General features: G+C 65.6%; 23 protein-coding genes. 13 read left to right on the top strand and 10 right to left on the bottom strand.

What is annotated here, in order from left to right; translation table 11 throughout:
• Positions 1-57: 57 nt before the first annotated feature.
• Positions 58-708: a LuxR C-terminal-related transcriptional regulator gene (locus tag AC5RU3_RS01885; RefSeq protein ID WP_309071922.1), complete on the bottom strand. Its 651-nt coding sequence runs from the start codon at positions 706-708 to the stop codon at positions 58-60.
• Positions 701-1945, bottom strand: coding sequence for an ATP-binding protein (locus AC5RU3_RS01880; RefSeq protein ID WP_309071921.1), 1245 nt, complete (start codon positions 1943-1945; stop codon positions 701-703). Before AC5RU3_RS01880 ends, AC5RU3_RS01885 begins: the two co-directional genes overlap by 8 nt.
• Before the next feature lie 124 nt (positions 1946-2069).
• On the opposite strand from AC5RU3_RS01880, the gene AC5RU3_RS01875 reads away from it, so the two are divergent.
• From AC5RU3_RS01875 to AC5RU3_RS01855, 5 genes are all read left to right on the top strand, one after another.
• Entirely contained in the window at positions 2070-3545 is a 1476-nt protein-coding gene (locus AC5RU3_RS01875; protein ID WP_493964737.1) for a PspC domain-containing protein, read from the top strand.
• Positions 3542-3763, top strand: coding sequence for a hypothetical protein (locus tag AC5RU3_RS01870; RefSeq protein ID WP_309071919.1), 222 nt, complete (start codon positions 3542-3544; stop codon positions 3761-3763). The genes AC5RU3_RS01875 and AC5RU3_RS01870 overlap by 4 nt, the downstream gene beginning before the upstream one ends.
• A 59-nt stretch (positions 3764-3822) precedes the next feature.
• Complete coding sequence (locus tag AC5RU3_RS01865) at positions 3823-4065, top strand: PspC domain-containing protein (protein ID WP_309124188.1); 243 nt, start codon at positions 3823-3825, stop codon at positions 4063-4065.
• A 132-nt stretch (positions 4066-4197) separates the two neighbouring features.
• On the top strand, positions 4198-5223 hold the full coding sequence (locus tag AC5RU3_RS01860) for a 6-phosphofructokinase (RefSeq protein ID WP_309071917.1): 1026 nt from the start codon (positions 4198-4200) through the stop codon (positions 5221-5223).
• A gap of 20 nt (positions 5224-5243) precedes the next feature.
• Complete coding sequence (locus AC5RU3_RS01855) at positions 5244-5984, top strand: GNAT family N-acetyltransferase (protein ID WP_493964736.1); 741 nt, start codon at positions 5244-5246, stop codon at positions 5982-5984.
• Here the strand turns inward: AC5RU3_RS01855 and AC5RU3_RS01850 are convergent.
• The 4 genes from AC5RU3_RS01850 to AC5RU3_RS01835 form a co-directional block, all read right to left on the bottom strand.
• The gene (locus AC5RU3_RS01850) at positions 5977-6378 is read right to left on the bottom strand and encodes an ankyrin repeat domain-containing protein (protein ID WP_493964735.1); all 402 of its coding nucleotides are present in this window, start codon (positions 6376-6378) and stop codon (positions 5977-5979) included. The genes AC5RU3_RS01855 and AC5RU3_RS01850 overlap by 8 nt on opposite strands.
• On the bottom strand, positions 6375-7460 hold the full coding sequence (ygfZ, locus tag AC5RU3_RS01845) for a CAF17-like 4Fe-4S cluster assembly/insertion protein YgfZ (protein WP_493964734.1): 1086 nt from the start codon (positions 7458-7460) through the stop codon (positions 6375-6377). Before ygfZ ends, AC5RU3_RS01850 begins: the two co-directional genes overlap by 4 nt.
• Positions 7461-7540: 80 nt before the next feature.
• On the bottom strand, positions 7541-8140 hold the full coding sequence (locus tag AC5RU3_RS01840; protein WP_493964733.1) for a nitrobindin family protein: 600 nt from the start codon (positions 8138-8140) through the stop codon (positions 7541-7543).
• 192 nt (positions 8141-8332) lie between these two features.
• Positions 8333-9067, bottom strand: coding sequence for a hypothetical protein (locus tag AC5RU3_RS01835; RefSeq protein WP_493965140.1), 735 nt, complete (start codon positions 9065-9067; stop codon positions 8333-8335).
• A 247-nt stretch (positions 9068-9314) separates the two neighbouring features.
• Here AC5RU3_RS01835 and AC5RU3_RS01830 point away from each other — a divergent pair, with 247 nt between their 5' ends.
• From AC5RU3_RS01830 to AC5RU3_RS01795, 8 genes are all read left to right on the top strand, one after another.
• Positions 9315-10019 carry a winged helix-turn-helix transcriptional regulator gene (locus AC5RU3_RS01830; RefSeq protein WP_493964732.1) on the top strand — a complete coding sequence of 235 codons (705 nt, stop codon included), beginning with the start codon at positions 9315-9317 and terminating at the stop codon, positions 10017-10019.
• 218 nt (positions 10020-10237) lie between these two features.
• Complete coding sequence (gene mshD, locus AC5RU3_RS01825; RefSeq protein ID WP_309072324.1) at positions 10238-11221, top strand: mycothiol synthase; 984 nt, start codon at positions 10238-10240, stop codon at positions 11219-11221.
• Between the two features lie 71 nt (positions 11222-11292).
• Complete coding sequence (locus AC5RU3_RS01820) at positions 11293-13518, top strand: RNA degradosome polyphosphate kinase (protein WP_309072323.1); 2226 nt, start codon at positions 11293-11295, stop codon at positions 13516-13518.
• Entirely contained in the window at positions 13518-14483 is a 966-nt protein-coding gene (locus AC5RU3_RS01815) for an NUDIX hydrolase (protein ID WP_458115463.1), read from the top strand. Before AC5RU3_RS01820 ends, AC5RU3_RS01815 begins: the two co-directional genes overlap by 1 nt.
• A 43-nt stretch (positions 14484-14526) precedes the next feature.
• Positions 14527-15336: a thymidylate synthase gene (locus AC5RU3_RS01810; RefSeq protein ID WP_309072321.1), complete on the top strand. Its 810-nt coding sequence runs from the start codon at positions 14527-14529 to the stop codon at positions 15334-15336.
• Positions 15333-15914, top strand: coding sequence for a dihydrofolate reductase (locus AC5RU3_RS01805; protein ID WP_493964731.1), 582 nt, complete (start codon positions 15333-15335; stop codon positions 15912-15914). The genes AC5RU3_RS01810 and AC5RU3_RS01805 overlap by 4 nt, the downstream gene beginning before the upstream one ends.
• Before the next feature lie 100 nt (positions 15915-16014).
• The gene (gene asd, locus AC5RU3_RS01800; RefSeq protein ID WP_309071442.1) at positions 16015-17169 is read left to right on the top strand and encodes an aspartate-semialdehyde dehydrogenase; all 1155 of its coding nucleotides are present in this window, start codon (positions 16015-16017) and stop codon (positions 17167-17169) included.
• Between the two features lie 182 nt (positions 17170-17351).
• Complete coding sequence (locus tag AC5RU3_RS01795; protein WP_493964730.1) at positions 17352-17792, top strand: hypothetical protein; 441 nt, start codon at positions 17352-17354, stop codon at positions 17790-17792.
• 21 nt (positions 17793-17813) lie between these two features.
• Here AC5RU3_RS01795 and AC5RU3_RS01790 read toward each other — a convergent pair whose 3' ends face one another.
• The 4 genes from AC5RU3_RS01790 to AC5RU3_RS01775 all read right to left on the bottom strand — a co-directional run bounded on the left by AC5RU3_RS01790 (position 17814) and on the right by AC5RU3_RS01775 (position 20094).
• Positions 17814-18887, bottom strand: coding sequence for a UDP-N-acetylmuramate dehydrogenase (locus AC5RU3_RS01790; RefSeq protein ID WP_493964729.1), 1074 nt, complete (start codon positions 18885-18887; stop codon positions 17814-17816).
• Positions 18884-19324: a MaoC family dehydratase gene (locus AC5RU3_RS01785; protein ID WP_493964728.1), complete on the bottom strand. Its 441-nt coding sequence runs from the start codon at positions 19322-19324 to the stop codon at positions 18884-18886. The genes AC5RU3_RS01790 and AC5RU3_RS01785 overlap by 4 nt, the downstream gene beginning before the upstream one ends.
• Before the next feature lie 3 nt (positions 19325-19327).
• Positions 19328-19777 carry an FAS1-like dehydratase domain-containing protein gene (locus AC5RU3_RS01780; protein WP_309071446.1) on the bottom strand — a complete coding sequence of 150 codons (450 nt, stop codon included), beginning with the start codon at positions 19775-19777 and terminating at the stop codon, positions 19328-19330.
• Positions 19778-19842: 65 nt separating this feature from the next.
• The gene (locus AC5RU3_RS01775) at positions 19843-20094 is read right to left on the bottom strand and encodes a hypothetical protein (RefSeq protein ID WP_309071447.1); all 252 of its coding nucleotides are present in this window, start codon (positions 20092-20094) and stop codon (positions 19843-19845) included.
• Between the last annotated feature and the right edge of the window lie 40 nt (positions 20095-20134).

Below are 20134 nucleotides of genomic sequence, written 5' to 3'. Positions count from 1 at the left end.
TCGCGGAGCAGGCAGGGCCCGCGGCGGCCGTCGGGTAGCGCACCCACCGCAACCCGGTCAGAGCAGACGACGCTCGGCTGCCCAGCGCGTGAGCTCGTGCCGTGAGGAGAGCTGCAGCTTGCGCAGGACCGCCGAGACATGGGTTTCCACGGTCTTGATCGAGATGAACAGTTCCTTGGCCACCTCCTTGTAGCTGTAGCCCCGTGCGATCAGCCGCATGACCTCCAGCTCCCGCGCGGACAGCCGGTCGAGTTCGCTGTCCGCGGCCGCAACGGCTGCTGTGCCGAACGCGTCAAGAACGAACCCCGCAAGCCGCGGCGAGAACACCGCGTCCCCTGAAGCCACCCGCAGTACGGCGTCTGAGATATCTGCCCCCGAGATGGTCTTGGTGACGTAACCGCGGGCACCGGCACGGATGACCGTGACCACGTCTTCAGCCGAGTCCGAGACACTGAGTGCCAGGAACCGCGTGGACTGGCGCACATCGGCGCAGCCGGCGATCACCTCAGCACCGCCGCCGCCCCGTCCGCCGGGCAAGTGTACGTCGAGGAGGACGACCTGCGGCTGGTGCTTCCGGATGACCGCGATCGCTTCCTCCACGGTGGCTGCTTCGCCGACCACCTGCACGCGCCCGTCGAGGTCTGCCTTCACTCCGGACCGGAAAATGGCGTGGTCATCCACCACGACGACGGTGATCGGCTCAGTCATGGTTGGTTCCTGCTTCCTCTTCGGGCATGGTGAGGTGAACTTCCGTTCCGGAGTCCGAGCTGCGGATCCGGGCAGTGCCGCCATGGCGCTGCATCCGGTTGATCACCGATTCCCGAATTCCGAGCCGATCCTCCGGCACGGTGTCGAGATCGAAACCGGATCCGCGATCGCGTACGAACACCTGTGATACAGCGGTCCCCGCTTCAAGATAGACGGAGATCGCGCCGCCTGCGTGCTTGGCCGCGTTGACAACGGCCTCGCGCGTTGCCTGCACCAGTGCATCCTGCCGCGGGGTGATCGGCGTGTCCCCGACGGATACGACGTCGACCGGATGCCCATAGGCCTCTTCCACCTCCGCTGCGACCGCCTTGATCCGGTCGGCCAGGTTGCCGGTGCGCTCAGCGGCATCAACATAGAGCCATCGCCTCAGCTCCCGCTCCTGGGCGCGCGCAAGACGGATGACGTCCTGCTCAGAAGCTGCACGGTTCTGGATCAGCGCCAGCGTCTGCAACACGGAGTCGTGGAGATGAGCGGCAATCTCGGCGCGCTGGGTCTCACGGACACGCGCTGCCCGTTCGGCTTCGAGGTCCTTCCAGAACTTCAGTCCCCAGGGCGCCAGCACCAGGGCGACACCGCCAAGCACAGCCGCCGCTGCCAGCAGCGCCGGCCACGTGAATTCCCAGGACAGTGAGCCGGACACGAGGATGAGTACGCCGACCATCACCAGGACCAGACCGGCCGCGAGACGGGCAAGCCCTTCAGCCCGGGTAGCACCCGCGTGGTCCATGAGCCGCGCGCGTCGTGCCTCGTCGAGCTGGGACCACGCAAGGACCGCCCCGAGCGCCACCACCCCGACCGGAAGCAGCCATCCCCACTGGACGTTGACTCCCAGTTGCTGGGCGACCAGAGCGGCAGCAACGACCAGTAGCCCCACGCCGATCAGTACCTCGTGCCCGCCCGGAGTACGCAGTGACCGTGCCGGACGCGTCTCGGGTGCGGCAAGGGCAGGCGCACCCAGCCGCAGGCCGGCAGGTGTGGCAACACCCCGGCGTCGTTCCTCCGCGGTGGGCACCAACAGCCACAGCCAGCCGTACAGAACGACGCCGGCACCTCCCAACAGGGAGAGCACCACCATCCCGATTCGGGCGGCCCGCAGTGACATTCCGAGGTGTGCCGCCAGACCTGCGCAGACGCCGGCGATCAGGGCGTCGCTGGAGCGAAGCAGCGGGGGTCTCATGAATCAATCCAAGCACGCTCAGGGCCCGGTGCTACCCGTTCTCAGGGGAATCCCGGCGGGGGTCAGGGGAGGTTCAGGGTCAGCCCCGATGGTTGGGCGAACGGCCGAAGACAAAGATGAAGATATGAACTCGCAACAAGACCCTTCCTCACCCAGGGACGCGGACGACGTCCCACAATCCCCCGCCGAATCCGCAGCCGGCGGCGGCGCCCATGGCATTCCTCCCGGTGGCCCTGACGCCCAGGGCAATCCGGCCGGACCCGGCGTTCCTCCTCATGCCGGAGCCGGCAGCGGCTTCTTCGGCTGGGTGAGGAGCCTGAGGATCGTCCGCGGCCAGGATCGCTGGATCGGCGGCGTGGCAACAGGTATCGCCGCCCGGACCGGCCTGGACGTCATCCTCGTACGCGGCATCTTCGTGGTGCTTGCGGTCTTCGGCGGGATCGGCCTGCTGGCTTACGGCTTGGCTTGGGCGCTGCTGCCTGAACCGGACGGCCGTATCCATCTCGAGTCCGCCGGCCGCGGCAGCTGGACCTCCGGCATGACCGGTGCCCTGATCGTGTCGCTCCTCGGCCTTTGGCGTCCGGACGCACCGTTCTTCGGAAACTCCGGCGGGTTCGGGGGCTTCCTCTGGAGCCTGTTCTGGATCGGCGTGGCGGTCTTCATCGTCTACTGGATTTCCAACTCAAACAGGAACAAGAAAAACGGCGTCACCGGCACCAGCGCGCCGAACGCCTTCTCCACGAGCGCATCCGCATCGAGCACGTCACCCACCGACTTCTATCCGCAGGGTTCAGGTCCGGGGACCTTGTCAACTGACGAGTACCCGCCGGCTACCGCACCCACTGATACATATTCGTGGACCACTCCTCCCACCCAGCCCTTCACCACCCCGACAAGACCTGTAGCGCAGGTTCCCTCAAAGCCTGTCGCACCGCGCCCAACGGGCGCCGACGTCGCAATTTTCCTTGGCGGGGCGCTCCTCTTCGCAGCACTCGTCCTCGTCCTGGATTACGTGGGGGTCCTTGACCTTGGAGGCAGTGTCATCCCTGTCGCACTCGCGACCGCCGTCGTCGTGCTTGGTATCGGCATTGTCCTGCTGGGTATCCGCGGACGTACGTCCGGGGCGCTGGGATTCCTGGCCGCCGTGGGAATAGTGGCGACCATCATCTCGTCATCCGCCCCGGCGACGGGCAATTGGGTCCTCGCGGACCATGGCAGATGGTCCATGACCGCCGCGAGTCCGCAGTCTGAGGGATACACCGTCGTCGCCGGTCAGGGCAGGGTGGATCTCACCCAACTCGGGACCATCACCGAGGACGTCGTCATTCCCGTGAGCGCGGCGGCAGGAAACGTGGGAATCCTCGTTCCCGACAATGTCCCCGTGGAGGTTCGCTCACGCACCGCGCTGAGCTCAACCGAGGTCGTGTCCTCCGAGGAAACCACGAGCGTCGGCGGCATCTGGCAGCCGGGCACCCTCCGCCTGAACGATGACGCGGACGGCCCCCGCATCATCCTCGACGTTCGCGGCGTGGTCAGCCACGTCACCATAGCCACCACAGAAGACGCACTTGTCGACACCGAAAGCGGACAGGAACCATGAGCACCCTCTATTCACACCAGCACGACGACGACACACGGCCCCGCGCCGGCACCATCATCTGGGGAGCACTGGCCATCATCATCGGCACCCTCGTCCTCGCCGGTGAGCTCATCGGCCTGGTATTTGACCCCGTGCTCGTGGTGATGGTGCTCCTCGTCGGAACCGGCCTGGCGCTGATCATCGGCGGCGTCCTGTCAATGAACCGGCGCAACCGATGAGCGAGCCGGCCGGCCCCGCTTCCCGTGACATCGCCATCCCGATACGAAAGCATGGACACATGAACTCCTTCTTCAACGCCCTCCGCTCCTCGCCCATCAAGCGCGCTCCCGGTGGGTGGCTCGGAGGCATCGCTTCCGGCATTGCCCTGAAGTTCGGCTGGTCGGTAGGGCTGGTGAGGATCGGTATCCTGCTCAGCTTCCTGCTTCCCGTCATCGGTCCGCCGGTGTACGTGGCGCTCTGGCTGCTCCTTCCCAAGACGGACGGAACAATCGCCCTGGAGAGGCTCATCTCCAACCGTTGATCGCAGCATTCACGCACCGCCGCGGGAGGCTTCATAAACTCCCGCGGCGGTTAAGTGTGTCTAGAATCATATCTGGCTCAAGGAGGCGCCTCACCAAGTCACCCGTCCACGATTGATTGGAAAACGCCTTACATGAAGATCGGAATCCTCACCAGCGGTGGCGACTGCCCCGGGCTCAACGCAGTGATCCGCGGAGCTGTCCTCAAGGGGATCAAGACCGACCACCTCGAGTTCGTGGGATTCAGGGACGGCTGGCGCGGCGTGGTCGACGGGGACATCATCGATCTTCCCCGCCACGCGGTACGCGGCATCTCAAAGCAGGGCGGCACCATCCTCGGCACGTCCCGCACCAACCCGTTCGAGGGCAAGGGCGGTCCGGACGCCATCAAGGCCAACCTCGACCGTCTCGGCATCGACGCGATGATTGCCATCGGCGGTGAGGGCACACTTGCCGCCGCGAAGCGCCTGACCGACGCCGGACTGAAGATCGTGGGCGTCCCCAAGACCGTGGACAACGATCTTGATGCGACCGACTACACCTTCGGGTTCGACACGGCAGTACAGATCGCCACCGAAGCGATCGACCGCCTGCGCACCACCGGTGAATCGCACTCGCGCTGCATGATCGCTGAAGTGATGGGCCGTCACGTCGGATGGATCGCACTCCACGCGGGTATGGCATCCGGCGCCCACGCCATCCTCATCCCCGAACAGCAGACCTCCATGGACCAGATCTGCGAGTGGGTCACCGATGCCCGCGACCGTGGCCGCGCTCCTCTGGTAGTCGTTGCGGAAGGCTTTGTGCCCTCGCATCTGGAGCAGGCGCACTCGGAACGCGGCCTGGATACCTTCGGCCGGCCCCGGCTCGGGGGCATCGCCGACCAGCTGGCTCCTGAGATTGAAGCACGCACCGGCATCGAGACCCGCTCGACGATCCTCGGTCACATCCAGCGCGGAGGTGTCCCTTCCGCTTTCGACCGGGTGCTGGCTACCCGGCTCGGCATGGCTGCCGTGGACTCGGTCATCGACGGGCTCTGGGGCACGATGGTCTCCCTTCACGGCACGGAAATTGCGCACGTGGGATTCGAAGCCGCGCTGGGCAATCTGAAGCGCGTCCCGCAGCACCGCTACGACGAGGCGGCCGTGCTCTTCGGGTAAGCACGTCGTAACGTGGCTGTATGACTCTCGAGATGAATCTCGAACCCGGCACCATCGCCATCATCCAGCTTGCCTGGTCGAGGCGGCTCGGGCTCGATGATGAGGCCCTCGCCGGGAGCGGCGCGCGTATCTATCGCGAGGACAATGCTGCGCCCCTCCTGACCTTCGTTTCGCTCTTCGGGAGGGAAGCGCTGGTGGGACCCGCCTGGGCATTGGATGCGGCGAAGGATCTGTCCGGCGTCGAACTGGCCAGGCACTCGACGCTGCTGTCCATGAGCCGGACCCACGGCGGCCGGGGCCTGGGCGAAGCATCGCTGCTCTTTTGCGACACCCTGCCGTCGTTCCCGGACGAGGGGCCGCCGGTGAGCAGCGACCCCGACGATGCCCTCGCGCTTGAGCGCCTCTGCCCCCCGGACGACGTCGCCGAAGTGGGACTGAGCAGCATGGAACACAGCTGCGTGCTGGTGGACGAGTCCTCCGACCCGCCGCTGCCCCTCGCCGGCGCCGGTTACGACATCTGGGAGGGCATCCTCGCGCACGTCGGAGCTCTCACACCTCCTGACCAACGACGGCGGGGACGGGCCACCTACGCAGTGGCAGTCGCCGTCGAGGAAGCAATGGCGGCCGGCCTCATTCCACAGTGGCGGGCCAGAACGGACAACGTGGGGTCGCAGCGAACAGCGGTACGGTCTGGGTTTGTCCGTGCGGGGACCCAAACCTCCGTGGTGTTGGAGGGCGAGCCAGGGCGCAGGGCTAGTTGAAGAGCTCCAGCATGTCTGATCGGCCGAACATGCCGGCGGCAGCCCGCGCGGAGGGCGTCCCGGCATCGGGATCTGCACCTGCACGCAGCAGCGTGGCCACCACATCGGTGTAGCCCTTGAAGACCGCTCCGGCCAGCGGGGTCTGGCCGCGGTCATTGGCCGCGTTTGCGTCCGCGCCGCGGGCGAGAAGATCGCTCACCACCGCCGCGTGCCCGTTGTAGGCAGCAAGCATCAGGAGGCTGTCCCCGGCTGTGTTGGTCAGCGTGGCAGGGACACCTGCATCGAGGTAACGGCGGAGGGTAGCAACATCGCCTTCGCGTGCCGCGTCCATGAGCCGGTGGGCCAGCGCGATCGCCGCGTCGGCTGAGGGGTCCGGCGTGTCCTGTTCCGTCATGCTCTTCCACCCTTCAGCAGCCCGGTTGGCCGGCCAACGACCTGCCCGGCATCCGTCGCAACGATCAGTTCCTGAGCGGCCGCGTAGCGCTCTTCACCGTCCACTACCTCCAACGCTGCATCGGGATCGACGCTGCGCTTGATGACGGCCAGTCCCACCGCCCCCATCTCGTAGTGCTGGCCGACGGAGGTCAACGTGCCGACAGTCCGTCCACCGACGACGACGGCGCTCCCCCGCGCCGGCAGGGTGTGCTGGCTGCCGTCCAGCTGCAGGAAGACGAGGCGCCGCGGCGGGTGCCCGAGGTTATGCACCCGTGCGACGGTCTCTTGCCCCTTGTAGCAGCCCTTCGCCAAATGGACTGCAGTACGCAGGAGGTCAAGCTCATGCGGGATGGTGCGCTCGTCGGTCTCGATGCCGAGACGCGGCCGCCAGGCCGCGATGCGGAGGGCCTCGGCCGCCATCATTCCGGCCAGCCGAAGACCGTGCAGCGTGGCGGGGAGGTCTGCACGGGGAACAAGGTACTCGTACCAGGGCCGTTCAGCACCAGGGTGGGAACCTTCAGGCACAACGCTGTAGGAGTAGCCGCCCGTGCGGACGTGCGGCCAGGCATCGACCCAGGTGAGGTGACTGCCCAGGCTCTCAACGGGCTTCACGGAACCGATCGTGGCCCATTCGCCGGTGACGTCGGCAACCTCCACGCGAAGCATGAACTTCATGCGCTCGAGCCATTGCGCGAGCGGACCGGCTTCCCAGCTCTCCGTCAGCAGCCAGGTGGTGGCGCCGTCGTCGACCACCTTGGGGCTGTACTCAATACGCCCCTGAACTGTGAGGAGAAGCGTCTCGGTGGACTCACCGGGCGCAAGGTTCAGCAGAAGCTGGGAGGAAAGCGTGTTGAGCCAGCTCAGCCGGTCCGGGCCGGAGACGGTGACCACGCCGCGGTGGGACAGGTCGACGACGGCGTCTCCGCGTGCCAGGGAGCGCTGTTCGCGCAGCGGGTCACCGTAGTGTGCCGCCACTCCTGCGTCGGGCGCACCGGCAGCCACGGCGCCGGGCAGGGAAAGAAGCGGACTTGAGAAGGTCATACCGTGTGCAACGCCCCTGGTGGTGAAGGGTATTCCGCCCGACGCGGCATCAGCGGCGATGCCGGTACCGGCGGACTGGTTCAGGAAGTCTTCTTGAGAATGGCGGACGCGTGCGGTTCCAGCGAGTTGCCGTCCGCAGCAATGTCCCAGCGCCAGTACAGGTCCCCGTTGACCAACCCGAAGAGGCGCGTGGCGGCCGAGTAATCCTTCGAGTGCTGCCCGCGCATGACGAGGTCGGTGCTGAGCTGGATCTGCGGTCCCTTGATGTTGCCGTAGTACAGCTCCGCAATGCCGCCGGGATGAACGATGGTGGCAGTGATGTCGAACCCGCCCGCTTCGTTGCGGAACTGCTCAACATCGTCCGCGCTCTTCAGCGCGGGCACGATGTCCGCCGGTGATAGACCGGGGCCGACGTCGGCGTCGTTCAGTTTACGGTCAAGCGCCCAGAAGCCGGTTTCCACGGACAACGGGCGGAGGGTGTTCCCCTCCTCATCCGTCAGCCAGCTCTCAGCCGTGTACTGCACGAAAGGCAGCCCATGCTGTGTGAAGACGGCACGCTGGTAGAAATGCTCCGAGTCGGCGTTACCCTCACCCAGCCGGCCGGAGCCCTCCCAGGTGCCCAGCAGCCAGGACAGCGGAACGAGCTCGGGTGTCAGGTCTGTGGGGATCTCAAAGGACATGGATCAGCGGAGGTTACTTCTGGCCCTTGTACAGGCGTGCGATGACGAGTGCAGCGAAACCGGCCATACCCAGCCCAGCAATGACCAGCAGCGAGATGAAGAAGATTTCCAGCGCAAGAATTGACATGGCTCCATCCTAACGCCGGGCTTCCACCGCTTTCGCCACTATGAACAACCTTGGAAGGGCGAGTCTCAGCTCAGCAGGAGCCGCTGAAGGAAGTACGCAAGCGACCCGATGGCCAGGATCGGCGCAGTCCCCACGGAGAGGAGCGCGGCCGTATCAAGGGGCTCCTCCCGGCTCATGACCAGGCGGCGGCCTGCCATCACGACGGCTCCGCACACCGCACCGATGATCACGGCGGGGCCCGGCTCCACCTCGGGAAAAGCCAGTGCAACCAGCGGGCCGGCGAGCGCGGCCAGGAGTACGCCCAGTGGGCCGACCACCCGGTTCGGCCAGGGAAGAACCGCAGCAGCGACGGCCGCCAGCACGCTGGTCCCGGTGGCGAGAGTGACGGCGGAGGCCCCGGAGTTGATGCTGAGGTTTTCGGCTGCGATCCAGCCGGCACCGAGGGCGATGATGAGCACGCCGGAGCTGGCGCCGAGTGTTGATTCGAGCCGGAGACTCTGGCCGGTTCCGCGGACGAGCTGAATGAGGAAGACCGCTCCCACACCCAGCGCCACTGCGACCGGCAACCAGGTCAGCGCCGTCCCGGAGGGAGACAGGTAAGCGGCGGCACAGGCGGCGAGCGCGCTGATGGCTATGGCCGCGGACTGGCTCTTGCGCGCCGGCACTCCCAATACGGAGGGCCAACCGATCGCGGCCACAAGAATCAGGACGACGATGACGCCGGCGGTCACCGCCAGTGACGCATAAGACGCGCCGACCACAGCGATCAGAGCTACCGCCGCGACCAGTGCCGCCATCATGATTCTCACCCCTGCAATACTGCCCTACCGGTGCGGAAGGCGTCGAAAGCGGGCGGTGCGGCGCTCAGGAGCCCGGTTGTGGGAGAGTCCCTTATGAGGTGGCGCCCGCCGAATATTACGGGGTGCGGAGAGTCACACCGGTATACTGGTGCGAATCCGCTGCCGGCCTGCCGGAACGCTCCCGTTCGCGGCACGCCCGGTCACCGCTGCCCGCCCGATGATGCGCGTCCCTACCTTTGGAGGACACATGCCGCACATCCTGATGCTCACGAACAGTCAGGGCTCGTCCGTGGATGTCCTCCCTGCGCTTGAGCTCCTGAACCACAAGGTTCATATCCTTCCCGCAGAACCAACCGCCCTGCTCGAAACCGAACCCTGCGACGTCGTGATCATCGATGCGCGCAAGGACCTCGTCGGTGCCCGGTCCCTGACTCAACTGCTGAGGGCCACAGGGTTGAGCGCACCGCTGATGCTCGTGCTCACCGAAGGCGGGATGGCCGCTGTTGCGGCCAACTGGTTGGCGGACGACGTAGTCCTCGACTCTGCGGGACCCGCGGAAGTGGAAGCACGTCTGCGCCTCGTCATCGCCAGGGCCAACACCGCCGCCGAGGAAGTCACAAGCGAAATCCACGCATCCGGCGTCATCATCGATGAGGCCAGCTACACCGCACGGGTGGGAGGCGAACCCATGAACCTCACCTACAAGGAATTCGAGCTTCTGAAGTACCTCGCGCAGCATCCCGGACGGGTCTTCACACGTGACCAGCTGCTGCACGAGGTGTGGGGCTATGACTACTACGGGGGCACCCGCACCGTCGACGTCCACGTCCGCCGGCTCAGGGCCAAGCTCGGCGCCGACCACGAGCAGCTGATCGGCACGGTGCGGAACGTGGGCTACCGGTTCACGCTCTCCCGGCAGCCGGAAGATTCCACGGTCAACCAGAAGGCGTAAGAGCCAACCAGAAGACACAAGAGAAGGCTCCCCCGCCGCTGCTGCGGAGAGGGAGCCTTCCTTATTCGTGGAGGACATACGGGTCGAACGTATCGCGGGCGCCCCACTGGCGCATCCCCCCGGTTGCACTCTTTCGAGCGCTTGAAAAGCCTACAGCACGGCGACGATGCCACCAAAAAGCCTCCCGGAACCGCAGTCCTCACGGCTACGCTGATCAGATGACAGCAGCCCAGACACCCACCTGGCCCATCCTCACCATCGGCGGTGCGCCGCGCGGTGAGGTACTGGAAGACATCGTCGGCCTTGCACACGCTGCCGAGGACGCGGACGGCAACCCCCCACTGTCGGAACAGACGCTGGTGAACCTGCGCACTTCCCACACCCACCCGGAGTCCCTGCTGGTTTTCACCACGTATGCGAGCGACGGTGATGAGAACGATGAAGAACTTGCAGGCGTCGCCGTCGTGAGCCTTCCCCGTATTCCCGGACAAGTGGGGGTCCTTGAGCTCGTGGTGCGGCCCACCTACCGGAACCAGGGCGTCGGCACCAGCCTCGTGCGGGCGCTGCAGGACCACCAACTCCCCGAGCTGCGGGCCTGGTCACACGGCAACCACGCTGCCGCCGTCGAGCTCGCCGTCAAGGCCGGATTCACTCCCGTCCGCGAACTATGGCGCATGCGACAGACCCGTGCAGCGCTTGAGGCGACAGTTCCCCAGGCTGTCGTTCCCGAAGGCGTGACGTTGCGTACCTTCTCGCCGGGCCAGGACGAGCAGGCCTGGCTCGAGGCAAACGCTGCTGCGTTCGCTCACCATCCGGAGCAGGGTTCCCTGACCCTTGAGGACCTGCAGGCTCGCATGGCGGAGGACTGGTTCGACCCCAAGGGTTTGATATTGGCCGTTCGGGAGTCGGATGGGCAGCTCCTCGGCTTTCACTGGACAAAGGTCCACCCGCGAAGCGGCAAGCACCCGGCCATCGGCGAGGTGTATGTGGTGGGTGTGACCCCCGCTGCCCAGGGCATGGGACTCGGCAAGGCTCTGACGATCGCGGGGATTGAGCACCTGCATTCGCTGGGGCTTCAGGCGATCATGCTGTATGTCGACGCGGACAACACTCCCGCCGTGGCGCTCTATCGGTCACTCGGCTTTACCCGGTGGGACGTCGATGTGATGTACGCACCCGGGAACACCGCGGACAACTTGTAAGGTTGAGGAGGGCTCCAACGGCCCCTTTTAAGGCACGCTCTGTGCCTCGCCCGAACCACAAAGGAGACACTATGGAAGCCGAAACCGCCGCGCGCGTCCCGGCCCGGTATGGATCGTCGGAAGTGGCTCCCGCGCGGGCAACACAGGACCGCATCGACATCCCCGATTTCGCCCCAAGCCTGCTGCCCTCAGGCGAGATCTCGGCGGATCGTTTCCTCGACCGTGAACTGAGCTGGCTCCACTTCAATGCGCGGGTCCTGGACCTGGCGGAGGACCCGGACCTTCAGCTGCTTGAGCGCGTCAACTTCCTTTCAATCTTCGCGTCGAACCTGGACGAGTTCTTCATGGTGCGGGTGGCGGGACTGAAACGCCGCATCGCCACGGGACTGGCGGTACCCTCCGCAGCCGGGCTGAGCCCCATCGAGCAGCTCGAGACGATCATGTCCGAGGGGTTGGCGCTGCAGCGACGCCACGCCGCTGTCTTCTCGGAGCACATCCGGCCGGCGCTCGCGGCCGAGAACATTCATCTCACCACCTGGGACGAACTGGACGCTGCCGCGCAGGCCGACCTCAACAAACTCTTCGCGGAGAAGGTCTTCCCGATCCTGACGCCGCTGGCTGTAGATCCGGCCCACCCGTTCCCGTACATTTCCGGGCTCTCACTGAACCTCGCCGTCGTCGTGCGCAATCCGGTGAGCGACAAGGAACTGTTCGCCCGTGTGAAGGTGCCCGACCAGCTGCCCCGCCTCGTTTCCGTCGACGGGCCACGCGCCGGAAATGTCGCCCGCCGGACCGCGCGCTTCATCCCCCTGGAAGAAGTCATCGCCGTCCATCTGGACCAGCTGTTCCCCGGCATGGAGGTCCTCGAGCACCATACCTTCCGAGTCACCCGGAATGAGGACCTTGAGGTCGAGGAAGACGACGCCGAGAACCTGCTCCAGGCGCTTGAGAAGGAGCTCCTGCGGCGCCGCTTCGGACCGCCGGTCCGGCTTGAGGTCACCACCGACATCAACCCGAGCATCCGGGCGCTGCTCTCCCGCGAGCTCGGCGTGGAGGAAGCCGAGGTCTACGACCTGCCGGCACCGCTGGACCTGCGGGGGCTCTCGGTCATCGCCGGCATCGACCGCGGCGACCTGCATTACCCGAAGCACGTGGCGCACACCAGCCGTGACCTGAATGAGAGCGAAACGTCCAAAGCTGCGAACGTGTTCGCAGCGATGCGCCGGCGGGACATCCTGCTGCATCACCCGTATGACTCCTTCTCCACCTCGGTGCAGGCGTTCCTTGAGCAGGCGGCGGTGGACCCCAAGGTCCAGGCCATCAAGCAGACCCTGTACCGCACCTCGGGCGACTCCCCCATCGTCGACGCATTGATCGACGCCGCGGAGGCTGGCAAGCAGGTGCTGGCGCTGGTTGAGATCAAGGCCCGCTTCGATGAGCAGGCCAACATCTCCTGGGCCCGGAAGCTGGAACAGGCCGGCGTTCATGTGGTGTACGGCATCGTGGGCCTGAAGACCCACTGCAAGCTCTCCCTCGTGGTTCGCCAGGAGATCGACGGGCTGCGCCGCTACTGCCACATCGGCACCGGAAACTACCACCCGCGTACCGCACGCTATTACGAGGACCTCGGACTTCTCACCGCCAATCATCAGGTGGGCGAGGACCTTTCGCGGCTGTTCAACCAGCTTTCCGGCTACGCCCCGAAGTCGACGTTCAAGCGCCTCCTCGTCGCACCGCGCTCCGTCCGGTCCGGCCTGATCGAACGCATCGAACAGGAGATCACGAACGCCCAGGCCGGCCTCGAAGCGCGGGTCATCATCAAGGTGAACTCGATTGTTGACGAGGCCCTCATCGACTCCCTGTACCGGGCGTCGCAGGCCGGTGTCCAGGTCGACGTGATCGTTCGCGGCATCTGCTCGGTGCGCCCCGGTGTACCCGGCCTCAGCGAGAACATCACCGTTCGTTCCGTGCTTGGCCGGTTCCTGGAACACTCGCGTGTCTTTGCTTTCGCCAATGCGGGCGATCCCGCCGTCTTCATCGGCTCGGCGGACATGATGCACCGCAACCTCGACCGCCGGGTGGAGGCGTTGGTCCAGCTATCCGCGCCGGAGCACATCACTTACCTGATCTCGCTCATGGATCGCTACCTCGACAGCGGAACTGCCAGCTGGCATCTGGACAGCGACGGCGAGTGGATCCGCCATCACAAGGATGACGACGGCGAACCACTCGACGACGTCCAGTCGTGGCTGCTTGCCTCCCGTTCCCGCAGCCGGCTGCGGCCCGCTCGACGGTGATGACGCAGCCCGATACGGCGGTTGACAGCAAGCAGAGCAGGCGGGGAGCCGCCGTCGTCGCTGCCGGTGCCCTGTGCTGGCGCAAGCGGTCCGGCGCGCTGGAAGTCCTGCTGATCCACCGCCCCCGTTATGACGACTGGTCCTGGCCGAAAGGCAAGATCGATCCGGGCGAGACCACTCCAGAGTGCGCCGTCCGCGAGGTCTTCGAGGAAATCGGCCTGTCGGTCAAGCTCGGCATCCCGTTGCCGACCATTGAGTACCCGGTCACCTCCGGGCTCAAGGTGGTGCATTACTGGGCGGCCAAGGCGGAAGGCATGACGCCGAAGCCGGACGGCAAGGAGGTCGATGATTTCCTCTGGTGTTCCCCGGAGCGGGCGGCCGAATTGCTGAGCAAATCATCCGACCGGGAACCTCTGAATGCCCTTACCCAGGCGTTCGCAGAGGACAACCTGGCCACCTGGCCGCTCATTGTCGTCCGCCATGCGAAGGCCAAGCCGCGGTCTTCCTGGACGCGTGCCGAAGGGGAGCGCCCGCTCGCAGCCTCCGGACGGCGCCAGGCCCAGGCGGTCAGCCGCCTGCTGCTGGCCTGGTCGCCCGATCGCATCGTCAGCAGCCCCTGGGACCGCTGCGTCCAAACCGTCATGCCGTACATCAGGCGCTCCGACGCGAAACTGAAGCTCGTGGACGCCATCACTGAACGCGACGCCGCCCGTAAGCCCGGACGCGCCGCCGGCACTATCGAGAAGCTCTTCGACCGGCGGAGCCCGGTCGCCGTCTGCAGTCACCGGCCGGTGCTGCCGCTGATCCTTGATGTCCTCAGGGCACATATGCCCGCGCATCTCGGACGGCTGCTGCCGACGTCGGATCCATACCTCGCGCCCGGTGAGGCAATCATCTGCCAGGTGAGTTGCAAGAAGGCGGGACAAGTGGTCTCGGTCGAGCAGTTCCGTGCGTATGACGACTGAGTCTGTTCATGCTCCTGCCGGTGATACTCCTAGACTGGATCCCGTGACTACCCCGGTTCCGACACCCTACGAAGACCTGCTCCGAGACGTCCTGGCCAACGGCACACCCAAGTCGGACAGGACCGGTACGGGCACGCGCAGCGTCTTCGGACGGCAGCTGCGGTTCGACCTCTCCGAGTCCTTCCCGCTCATCACCACCAAGCGGGTCCACTTCAAGTCCGTCGCCCTGGAACTGCTCTGGTTCCTGCGCGGTGACTCAAACGTCCGCTGGCTGCAGGAGCGGGGCGTCCGGATCTGGAATGAGTGGGCGGACGACGACGGCGAATTGGGCCCGGTCTACGGCGTACAGTGGCGCTCCTGGCCGACGCCGGACGGCGGTCACATTGACCAGATTGAGCGTCTGATTGACGGGCTCAAGGCGAACCCGGACTCGCGTCGGCACATCGTCTCTGCCTGGAACGTGGCGGAAATCGAGAACATGGCTTTGCCCCCGTGCCATGCCCTCTTCCAGTTCTACGTGGCGGACGGAAAGCTTTCCTGCCAGCTGTACCAGCGCTCGGCGGACATGTTTCTGGGAGTACCGTTCAACATTGCGTCCTACGCGTTGCTCACGCTGATGGTGGCCCAGCAGGTGGGCCTTGAACCGGGCGAGTTCGTGTGGACCGGCGGTGACGTGCACATCTACGAAGACCACGTGGAGCAGGTCACGGAGCAGCTGTCGCGGGACCCCTACCCCTATCCGACCCTTCGCCTGATCCGCAAGCCGGAGACCATCTTCGACTACGAGCTCGAGGACTTCGCGGTCGAGAACTATCAGCACCACCCCACCATCAAGGCGCCGATCGCCGTATGAGTGGCGACTGGGATTTCGCGAGGACGGCCGGCACGCCCCTGGTCGGAATGATCTGGGCCCAGACCGTCGACGGTGTCATTGGCCGGAACGGCAGCATGCCCTGGCACCTGCCCGAGGACCTGGCCCACTTCAAGCGGACCACGCAGGGGCACCCGGTCATCATGGGACGGCGCACCTGGGAGTCCTTCCCGGAAAAGTACCGTCCGCTGCCGGGCCGCACCAACATCGTGGTGAGCCGGCAGGAGCTGGACCCGGCCCGCTATCCGGGCGCCGTCGTCGTACATTCACTTGAGGACGCCTTCCGCGAGGCGGGGATGAGTGACGGCAGTGACCAGATCTGGGTCATCGGCGGCGGCCAGATCTACGCGGAGGCGGCTCCGCATGCCCATGTGGCGCTGGTGACAGTGATCGATTCCGCTATGGAGGGCGACACTCACGCACCGGTCCTGGCGAATGCCTGGAACCTCACGGGCGTTGACCCCTCGGAGGGATGGAGCACCTCAGCCAACGGCACTCGCTTCAGGATCAGTTTGTGGACCCGGTCCGATTCGGGCGGCAGGGAACCGCTGAGGCATTAGGCGTCGTCGTACTCGCTCGTGGCCCGGCGTTGTTTTCGGGATGTTTCGGTGTTGGCGTAACCGACCGGGGCAGTTTGACCCGCTCCCCTAAACTTGATCCATGACTTCCGCAGCGAATCTGTCCTCGTCCGTGCCCTCCGTCGGTCTGGTCGGCTGGCGTGGAATGGTCGGCTCGGTCCTGATGCAGCGAATGCAGGACGAGGGCGACTTCCGACGCATCAACCCGGTCTTCTTCTCGACCTCCAACGCCGGTGGCGCTGCGCCGTCGTTCGCTGAGGGCGCCGGCGCTCTTGAGGATGCTTACGACGTCGAGACTCTCGCGAAGCTGCCGATCATCGTCACGGCCCAGGGCGGCGGGTACACCTCGGAGGTATACCCGAAGCTGCGCGACGCAGGATGGGACGGCCTGTGGATTGATGCTGCTTCCACGCTGCGTATGGAGGACAGCTCCATCATTGTGCTCGATCCGGTCAACCGCGACGTCATTGACGCCGGTCTTTCCCGCGGTGTGCGGGATTTCATCGGCGGCAACTGCACGGTCTCCTGCATGCTCATGGGCCTCGGCGGCCTGTTCAGGAACGGCCTGGTCGAGTGGGGCACCTCCATGACCTACCAGGCAGCATCCGGCGGCGGTGCACGGCACATGCGTGAGTTGCTGAATCAGTTCGGTTCAATCCACGGCACTGTGGCCGGGAACCTGGCAGACCCCGCGTCGGCAATCCTTGACATCGACCGCGCCGTTCTGGCGCAGCAGAAGAACCCTGACATGGACGCCTCCCAATTCGGTGTGCCGCTCGCGGGTTCCGTCATCCCGTGGATCGATGCCGATCTGGGCAACGGACAGTCGAAGGAAGAGTGGAAGGCCGGCCAGGAGACGAACAAGATCCTGGGAACCGACGTGGCCGACGGCTCCCGGATCCCGTTTGACGGCCTGTGCGTACGGATCGGCGCTATGCGCTCCCATTCCCAGGCCTTGACGCTGAAGCTCACCCAGGACCTCTCGGTCGGTGAGATCGAGAACCTCATTGATCAGGACAATGAGTGGGCAACCGTGGTGCCGAACACCAAGGAAGCAACACTCCAGGGGCTTACCCCGGTGGCGGCCAGCGGAACCCTGCAGATCCCGGTCGGGCGGATCCGCAAGCTCGAAATGGGCCCCGAGTACATCAGCGCATTCACGGTAGGAGACCAGCTTCTGTGGGGTGCAGCCGAGCCGCTGCGCCGCATGCTTCTCATCGCCACCGGCAACCTCTGACAGTTCGCGCGGCCGGGCCTCACCTGACGGACCGGGAGCGGAATCTTCTCGAGAAAGAACATGCGCTGCAGGCAACACACACGCGTTGCCTGCAGCGCATGTTCTTTATGTAGGTCGTGCCTGGCGGGCTTTCGAAGCTGTGTACTAGAAAAATGTCAGAGGCAGGGTGCAGACTGTCCTGCATGAATCAGATTCCAGTAGACATTCCAGTAGACAAGGTCCTGACGCGGTACTTCTCTGCGAGCGCTTCAGGCAGGCACCCAGCCACGGTTGAGCGCTACGGGCGCGTCCTGGCCCACTTGCGTCTCTTCCTCGAACAGGAGGGCGATTCCGTCGTCAGCGCCGAGACAGCCTCGCTGCTGGCCCTGGAGCGGCAGTTTGAGGCGGAGGGCGCCTTCGAGCGAATACTTGGCGCCGAGCAGCTGGTCTTCGCTCTCCCACGCTTCCTCAGCAGCACATGGCTCCTCGAGGACTTCCACGATCGCCTCGCGCAGATAAGCCTCGTGTCCCGTCTTGTGCAGTGGCTGTGCAGCCGGGAGCTGGTTGACAGCCGCTGGCACCGGCACGCAGTCATGCAGACGCGTGCAGCGGCGGAGAAAGCACGACGGCATGCAACCACCTGAGAGGTCCGGCGGGCCACACGCTCAGTTCAGCGCGCAGCCGATCAGCAGCGGTTCCGGGTGAAGGCGGATGCCGAAGCGCTGGTCCACACCATCGGCTACCAGTCGGGCGATGCTCAAGAGGTCCTCTGCGGAGGCATCGCCACGGTTTGTGACGGCGAGAGTGTGCTTGGTGGACAGCGCGGCCCTACCGCCTGCCGCCTGGTAGCCGGCGTCGTCGATGAGCCCGAAGCCCTTACCGAAACCGGCCTGCTCGATCAGCCAGGCCGCACTGAGCTTCACCGAGTCGTCCGGCATCGGGTATCTCGGGGCGCCGGCAGGCAGGGACTCAGCCACGGCGGCGTCAACGATGGGATTCGTGAAGAAGGATCCGGTGCTGTACGTATCGCGGTCGGCCGGGTCGAGCACCATGCCCTTCGCCGCCCTGAGTTTCAGCACGGCCCGCCGCACATCGTTGGCGTACGTCCGTTCGCCCACTTCGATGCCCAGTTCCCGGGCCAATTCCGCGTACCGCACCGGCGCGCTCATGCGGCCAAGGCCAAGCTGGAACTGGACCGTGAGCACCACGTAGCGGGGAGATCCGGAGTCGGTGGTGCGCTTCAGCAGCGAATCCCGGTACCCGAACTTGAGGTCGAAGTTGGCAAGCGACGTGATGGACCGAGTCTCGCGGTCGTACGTGCGCACCATGGCGATGGTCTGCGAAACCTCCGCACCGTACGCGCCGACGTTCTGCACCGGAACGGCACCGGTGGAGCCAGGGATGCCGGACAACGCTTCCAGCCCGGAGTACGCATGACGCACCGTGTACTCGACGAGCTCATCCCAGGGCTGGCCTGCCTGGGCGGTGACCATCACGCCTCCGCAGGTGGCGTCGTCGTCGTTCACGGTGAAGCCCGTTGAAGCGATCCTGACCACGGTGCCCGCGAAGCCGCTGTCAGCAACCAGCAGGTTGGAGCCACCGCCGATAAGCAGCAGGGGCTCCCCCGCCTCGTCGGCGGACCGAACCGCGTCGATGAGCTCGGCCTCCGTGCGCGCCTCAATCAGGGTGCGGGCCGGACCTCCGACCGCCGACGTCGTGAACTCCGCAAGCGATGTCACCAAATCCGCACCACTGCCTGGGCCTTGACCAGGACCTTTTGGCCGCCTGCCGAGACCGTGAGGTCGATGCGGGCGGTGGAGTTATCCGGATCAAGTGCACCCACAATTCCGACCACCTCGATGGCCGCACCTGCCACACCTGGCTGGTCAGTGGTGTCCTCGACGACCACCGGCCGTGTGAAGCGGGTCTGGTAGTCAATGACGGCGGCCGGATCGCCAACCCAGTCGGCCACCACCTGAACCGCTGAGCCCATGGTGAACATCCCGTGGGCGATGACGCTGGGCAGGTCCACGCTCCGGGCGAAGGATTCGTTCCAGTGGATTGGGTTGAAGTCACCGGACGCACCGGCGTACTTCACGAGGTCGAGTCGGGTGACCCCAAGGGAGGTCCGGCCGATCTCCTGGCCTACTTCGAGGTCTGTCAGCGTGATTGCCATGATTTACTGCTCCTCACCGCGCACCAGGATGGACGACGTGGTTGTTGCGGTCTTCTCGCCCTCCACCGTGGAGATCTCGGCGCGGGTGGTGATCATCGCGCCGCCGCCCATGGCACGGACCTGGTCAACATGGAGCTCGGCAACGAGCTCGTCACCGGCGACGATCGGCCGGTGGTGGGTGAACCGCTGGTCAGCATGGACGACCCGGGTGAAGTCGATGCCGGCCTCCGGGTCGTTGATCAGCTGCGCATCGGCGCGCTGGGCGACGATGATTGCGAAAGTGGGAGGGGCAACGACGTCCCGGTGGCCTAGTGCCCGTGCAGCTTCCGGGTCGAAGTGCGACGGATGCGTGGCTTTCACGGCCTCGGCGAATTCACGGATTTTCTCGCGTCCAACGGTGTAGACCTCGGCAGCCGGGTAGCTGCGCCCCTGAAGGTCGGGATTGATCGTCATGGAACTCCTTGTAATCGGGGCCTCTCAGGCGCTGACGCGCCTGTCCAGCGTAACTGTTCGTCCGGCTACCGGCCGGTCCGGGGGTTACCGTTCCCCGGTCGCGCACGACGACGGGCGTCCCGTCCGCGTACCACCAGGCCTGCGAGATGGGCCGCCATGCCCGCGACGATGATGGGCAGTGCGGCGAACACGAGCGGATCGGTCTGCAGCATCGCCCCGGCGACGGCCAGGAGAATACCGACGCCGGTAAGGATCAGCGCGCTGATGACCAGCTTCCGGTACAGCGGCGATCCGGTGTCCCAGGGTGTATTGAGCATGGTTCCATCCTAGAGTCCGGGACCCTGAGCCCGGGCATCA

It is taken from the genome of Arthrobacter sp. MDB1-55, assembly GCF_059092925.1.
This window is presented reverse-complemented; position numbering and strand designations above follow the sequence as displayed.

Bases quoted from the DNA above. Each gene is read 5' to 3' on its own strand.
- AC5RU3_RS01885 (WP_309071922.1), bottom strand. From the start codon at position 708: ATGACTGAGCCGATCACCGTCGTCGTGGTGGATGACCACGCCATTTTC.
- AC5RU3_RS01880 (WP_309071921.1), bottom strand. From the start codon at position 1,945: ATGAGACCCCCGCTGCTTCGCTCCAGCGACGCCCTGATCGCCGGCGTC.
- AC5RU3_RS01875 (WP_493964737.1), top strand. From the start codon at position 2,070: ATGAACTCGCAACAAGACCCTTCCTCACCCAGGGACGCGGACGACGTC.
- AC5RU3_RS01870 (WP_309071919.1), top strand. From the start codon at position 3,542: ATGAGCACCCTCTATTCACACCAGCACGACGACGACACACGGCCCCGC.
- AC5RU3_RS01865 (WP_309124188.1), top strand. From the start codon at position 3,823: ATGAACTCCTTCTTCAACGCCCTCCGCTCCTCGCCCATCAAGCGCGCT.
- AC5RU3_RS01860 (WP_309071917.1), top strand. From the start codon at position 4,198: ATGAAGATCGGAATCCTCACCAGCGGTGGCGACTGCCCCGGGCTCAAC.
- AC5RU3_RS01855 (WP_493964736.1), top strand. From the start codon at position 5,244: ATGACTCTCGAGATGAATCTCGAACCCGGCACCATCGCCATCATCCAG.
- AC5RU3_RS01850 (WP_493964735.1), bottom strand. From the start codon at position 6,378: ATGACGGAACAGGACACGCCGGACCCCTCAGCCGACGCGGCGATCGCG.
- ygfZ (WP_493964734.1), bottom strand. From the start codon at position 7,460: ATGACCTTCTCAAGTCCGCTTCTTTCCCTGCCCGGCGCCGTGGCTGCC.
- AC5RU3_RS01840 (WP_493964733.1), bottom strand. From the start codon at position 8,140: ATGTCCTTTGAGATCCCCACAGACCTGACACCCGAGCTCGTTCCGCTG.
- AC5RU3_RS01835 (WP_493965140.1), bottom strand. From the start codon at position 9,067: ATGATGGCGGCACTGGTCGCGGCGGTAGCTCTGATCGCTGTGGTCGGC.
- AC5RU3_RS01830 (WP_493964732.1), top strand. From the start codon at position 9,315: ATGCCGCACATCCTGATGCTCACGAACAGTCAGGGCTCGTCCGTGGAT.
- mshD (WP_309072324.1), top strand. From the start codon at position 10,238: ATGACAGCAGCCCAGACACCCACCTGGCCCATCCTCACCATCGGCGGT.
- AC5RU3_RS01820 (WP_309072323.1), top strand. From the start codon at position 11,293: ATGGAAGCCGAAACCGCCGCGCGCGTCCCGGCCCGGTATGGATCGTCG.
- AC5RU3_RS01815 (WP_458115463.1), top strand. From the start codon at position 13,518: ATGACGCAGCCCGATACGGCGGTTGACAGCAAGCAGAGCAGGCGGGGA.
- AC5RU3_RS01805 (WP_493964731.1), top strand. From the start codon at position 15,333: ATGAGTGGCGACTGGGATTTCGCGAGGACGGCCGGCACGCCCCTGGTC.
- asd (WP_309071442.1), top strand. From the start codon at position 16,015: ATGACTTCCGCAGCGAATCTGTCCTCGTCCGTGCCCTCCGTCGGTCTG.
- AC5RU3_RS01795 (WP_493964730.1), top strand. From the start codon at position 17,352: ATGAATCAGATTCCAGTAGACATTCCAGTAGACAAGGTCCTGACGCGG.
- AC5RU3_RS01785 (WP_493964728.1), bottom strand. From the start codon at position 19,324: ATGGCAATCACGCTGACAGACCTCGAAGTAGGCCAGGAGATCGGCCGG.
- AC5RU3_RS01780 (WP_309071446.1), bottom strand. From the start codon at position 19,777: ATGACGATCAATCCCGACCTTCAGGGGCGCAGCTACCCGGCTGCCGAG.
- AC5RU3_RS01775 (WP_309071447.1), bottom strand. From the start codon at position 20,094: ATGCTCAATACACCCTGGGACACCGGATCGCCGCTGTACCGGAAGCTG.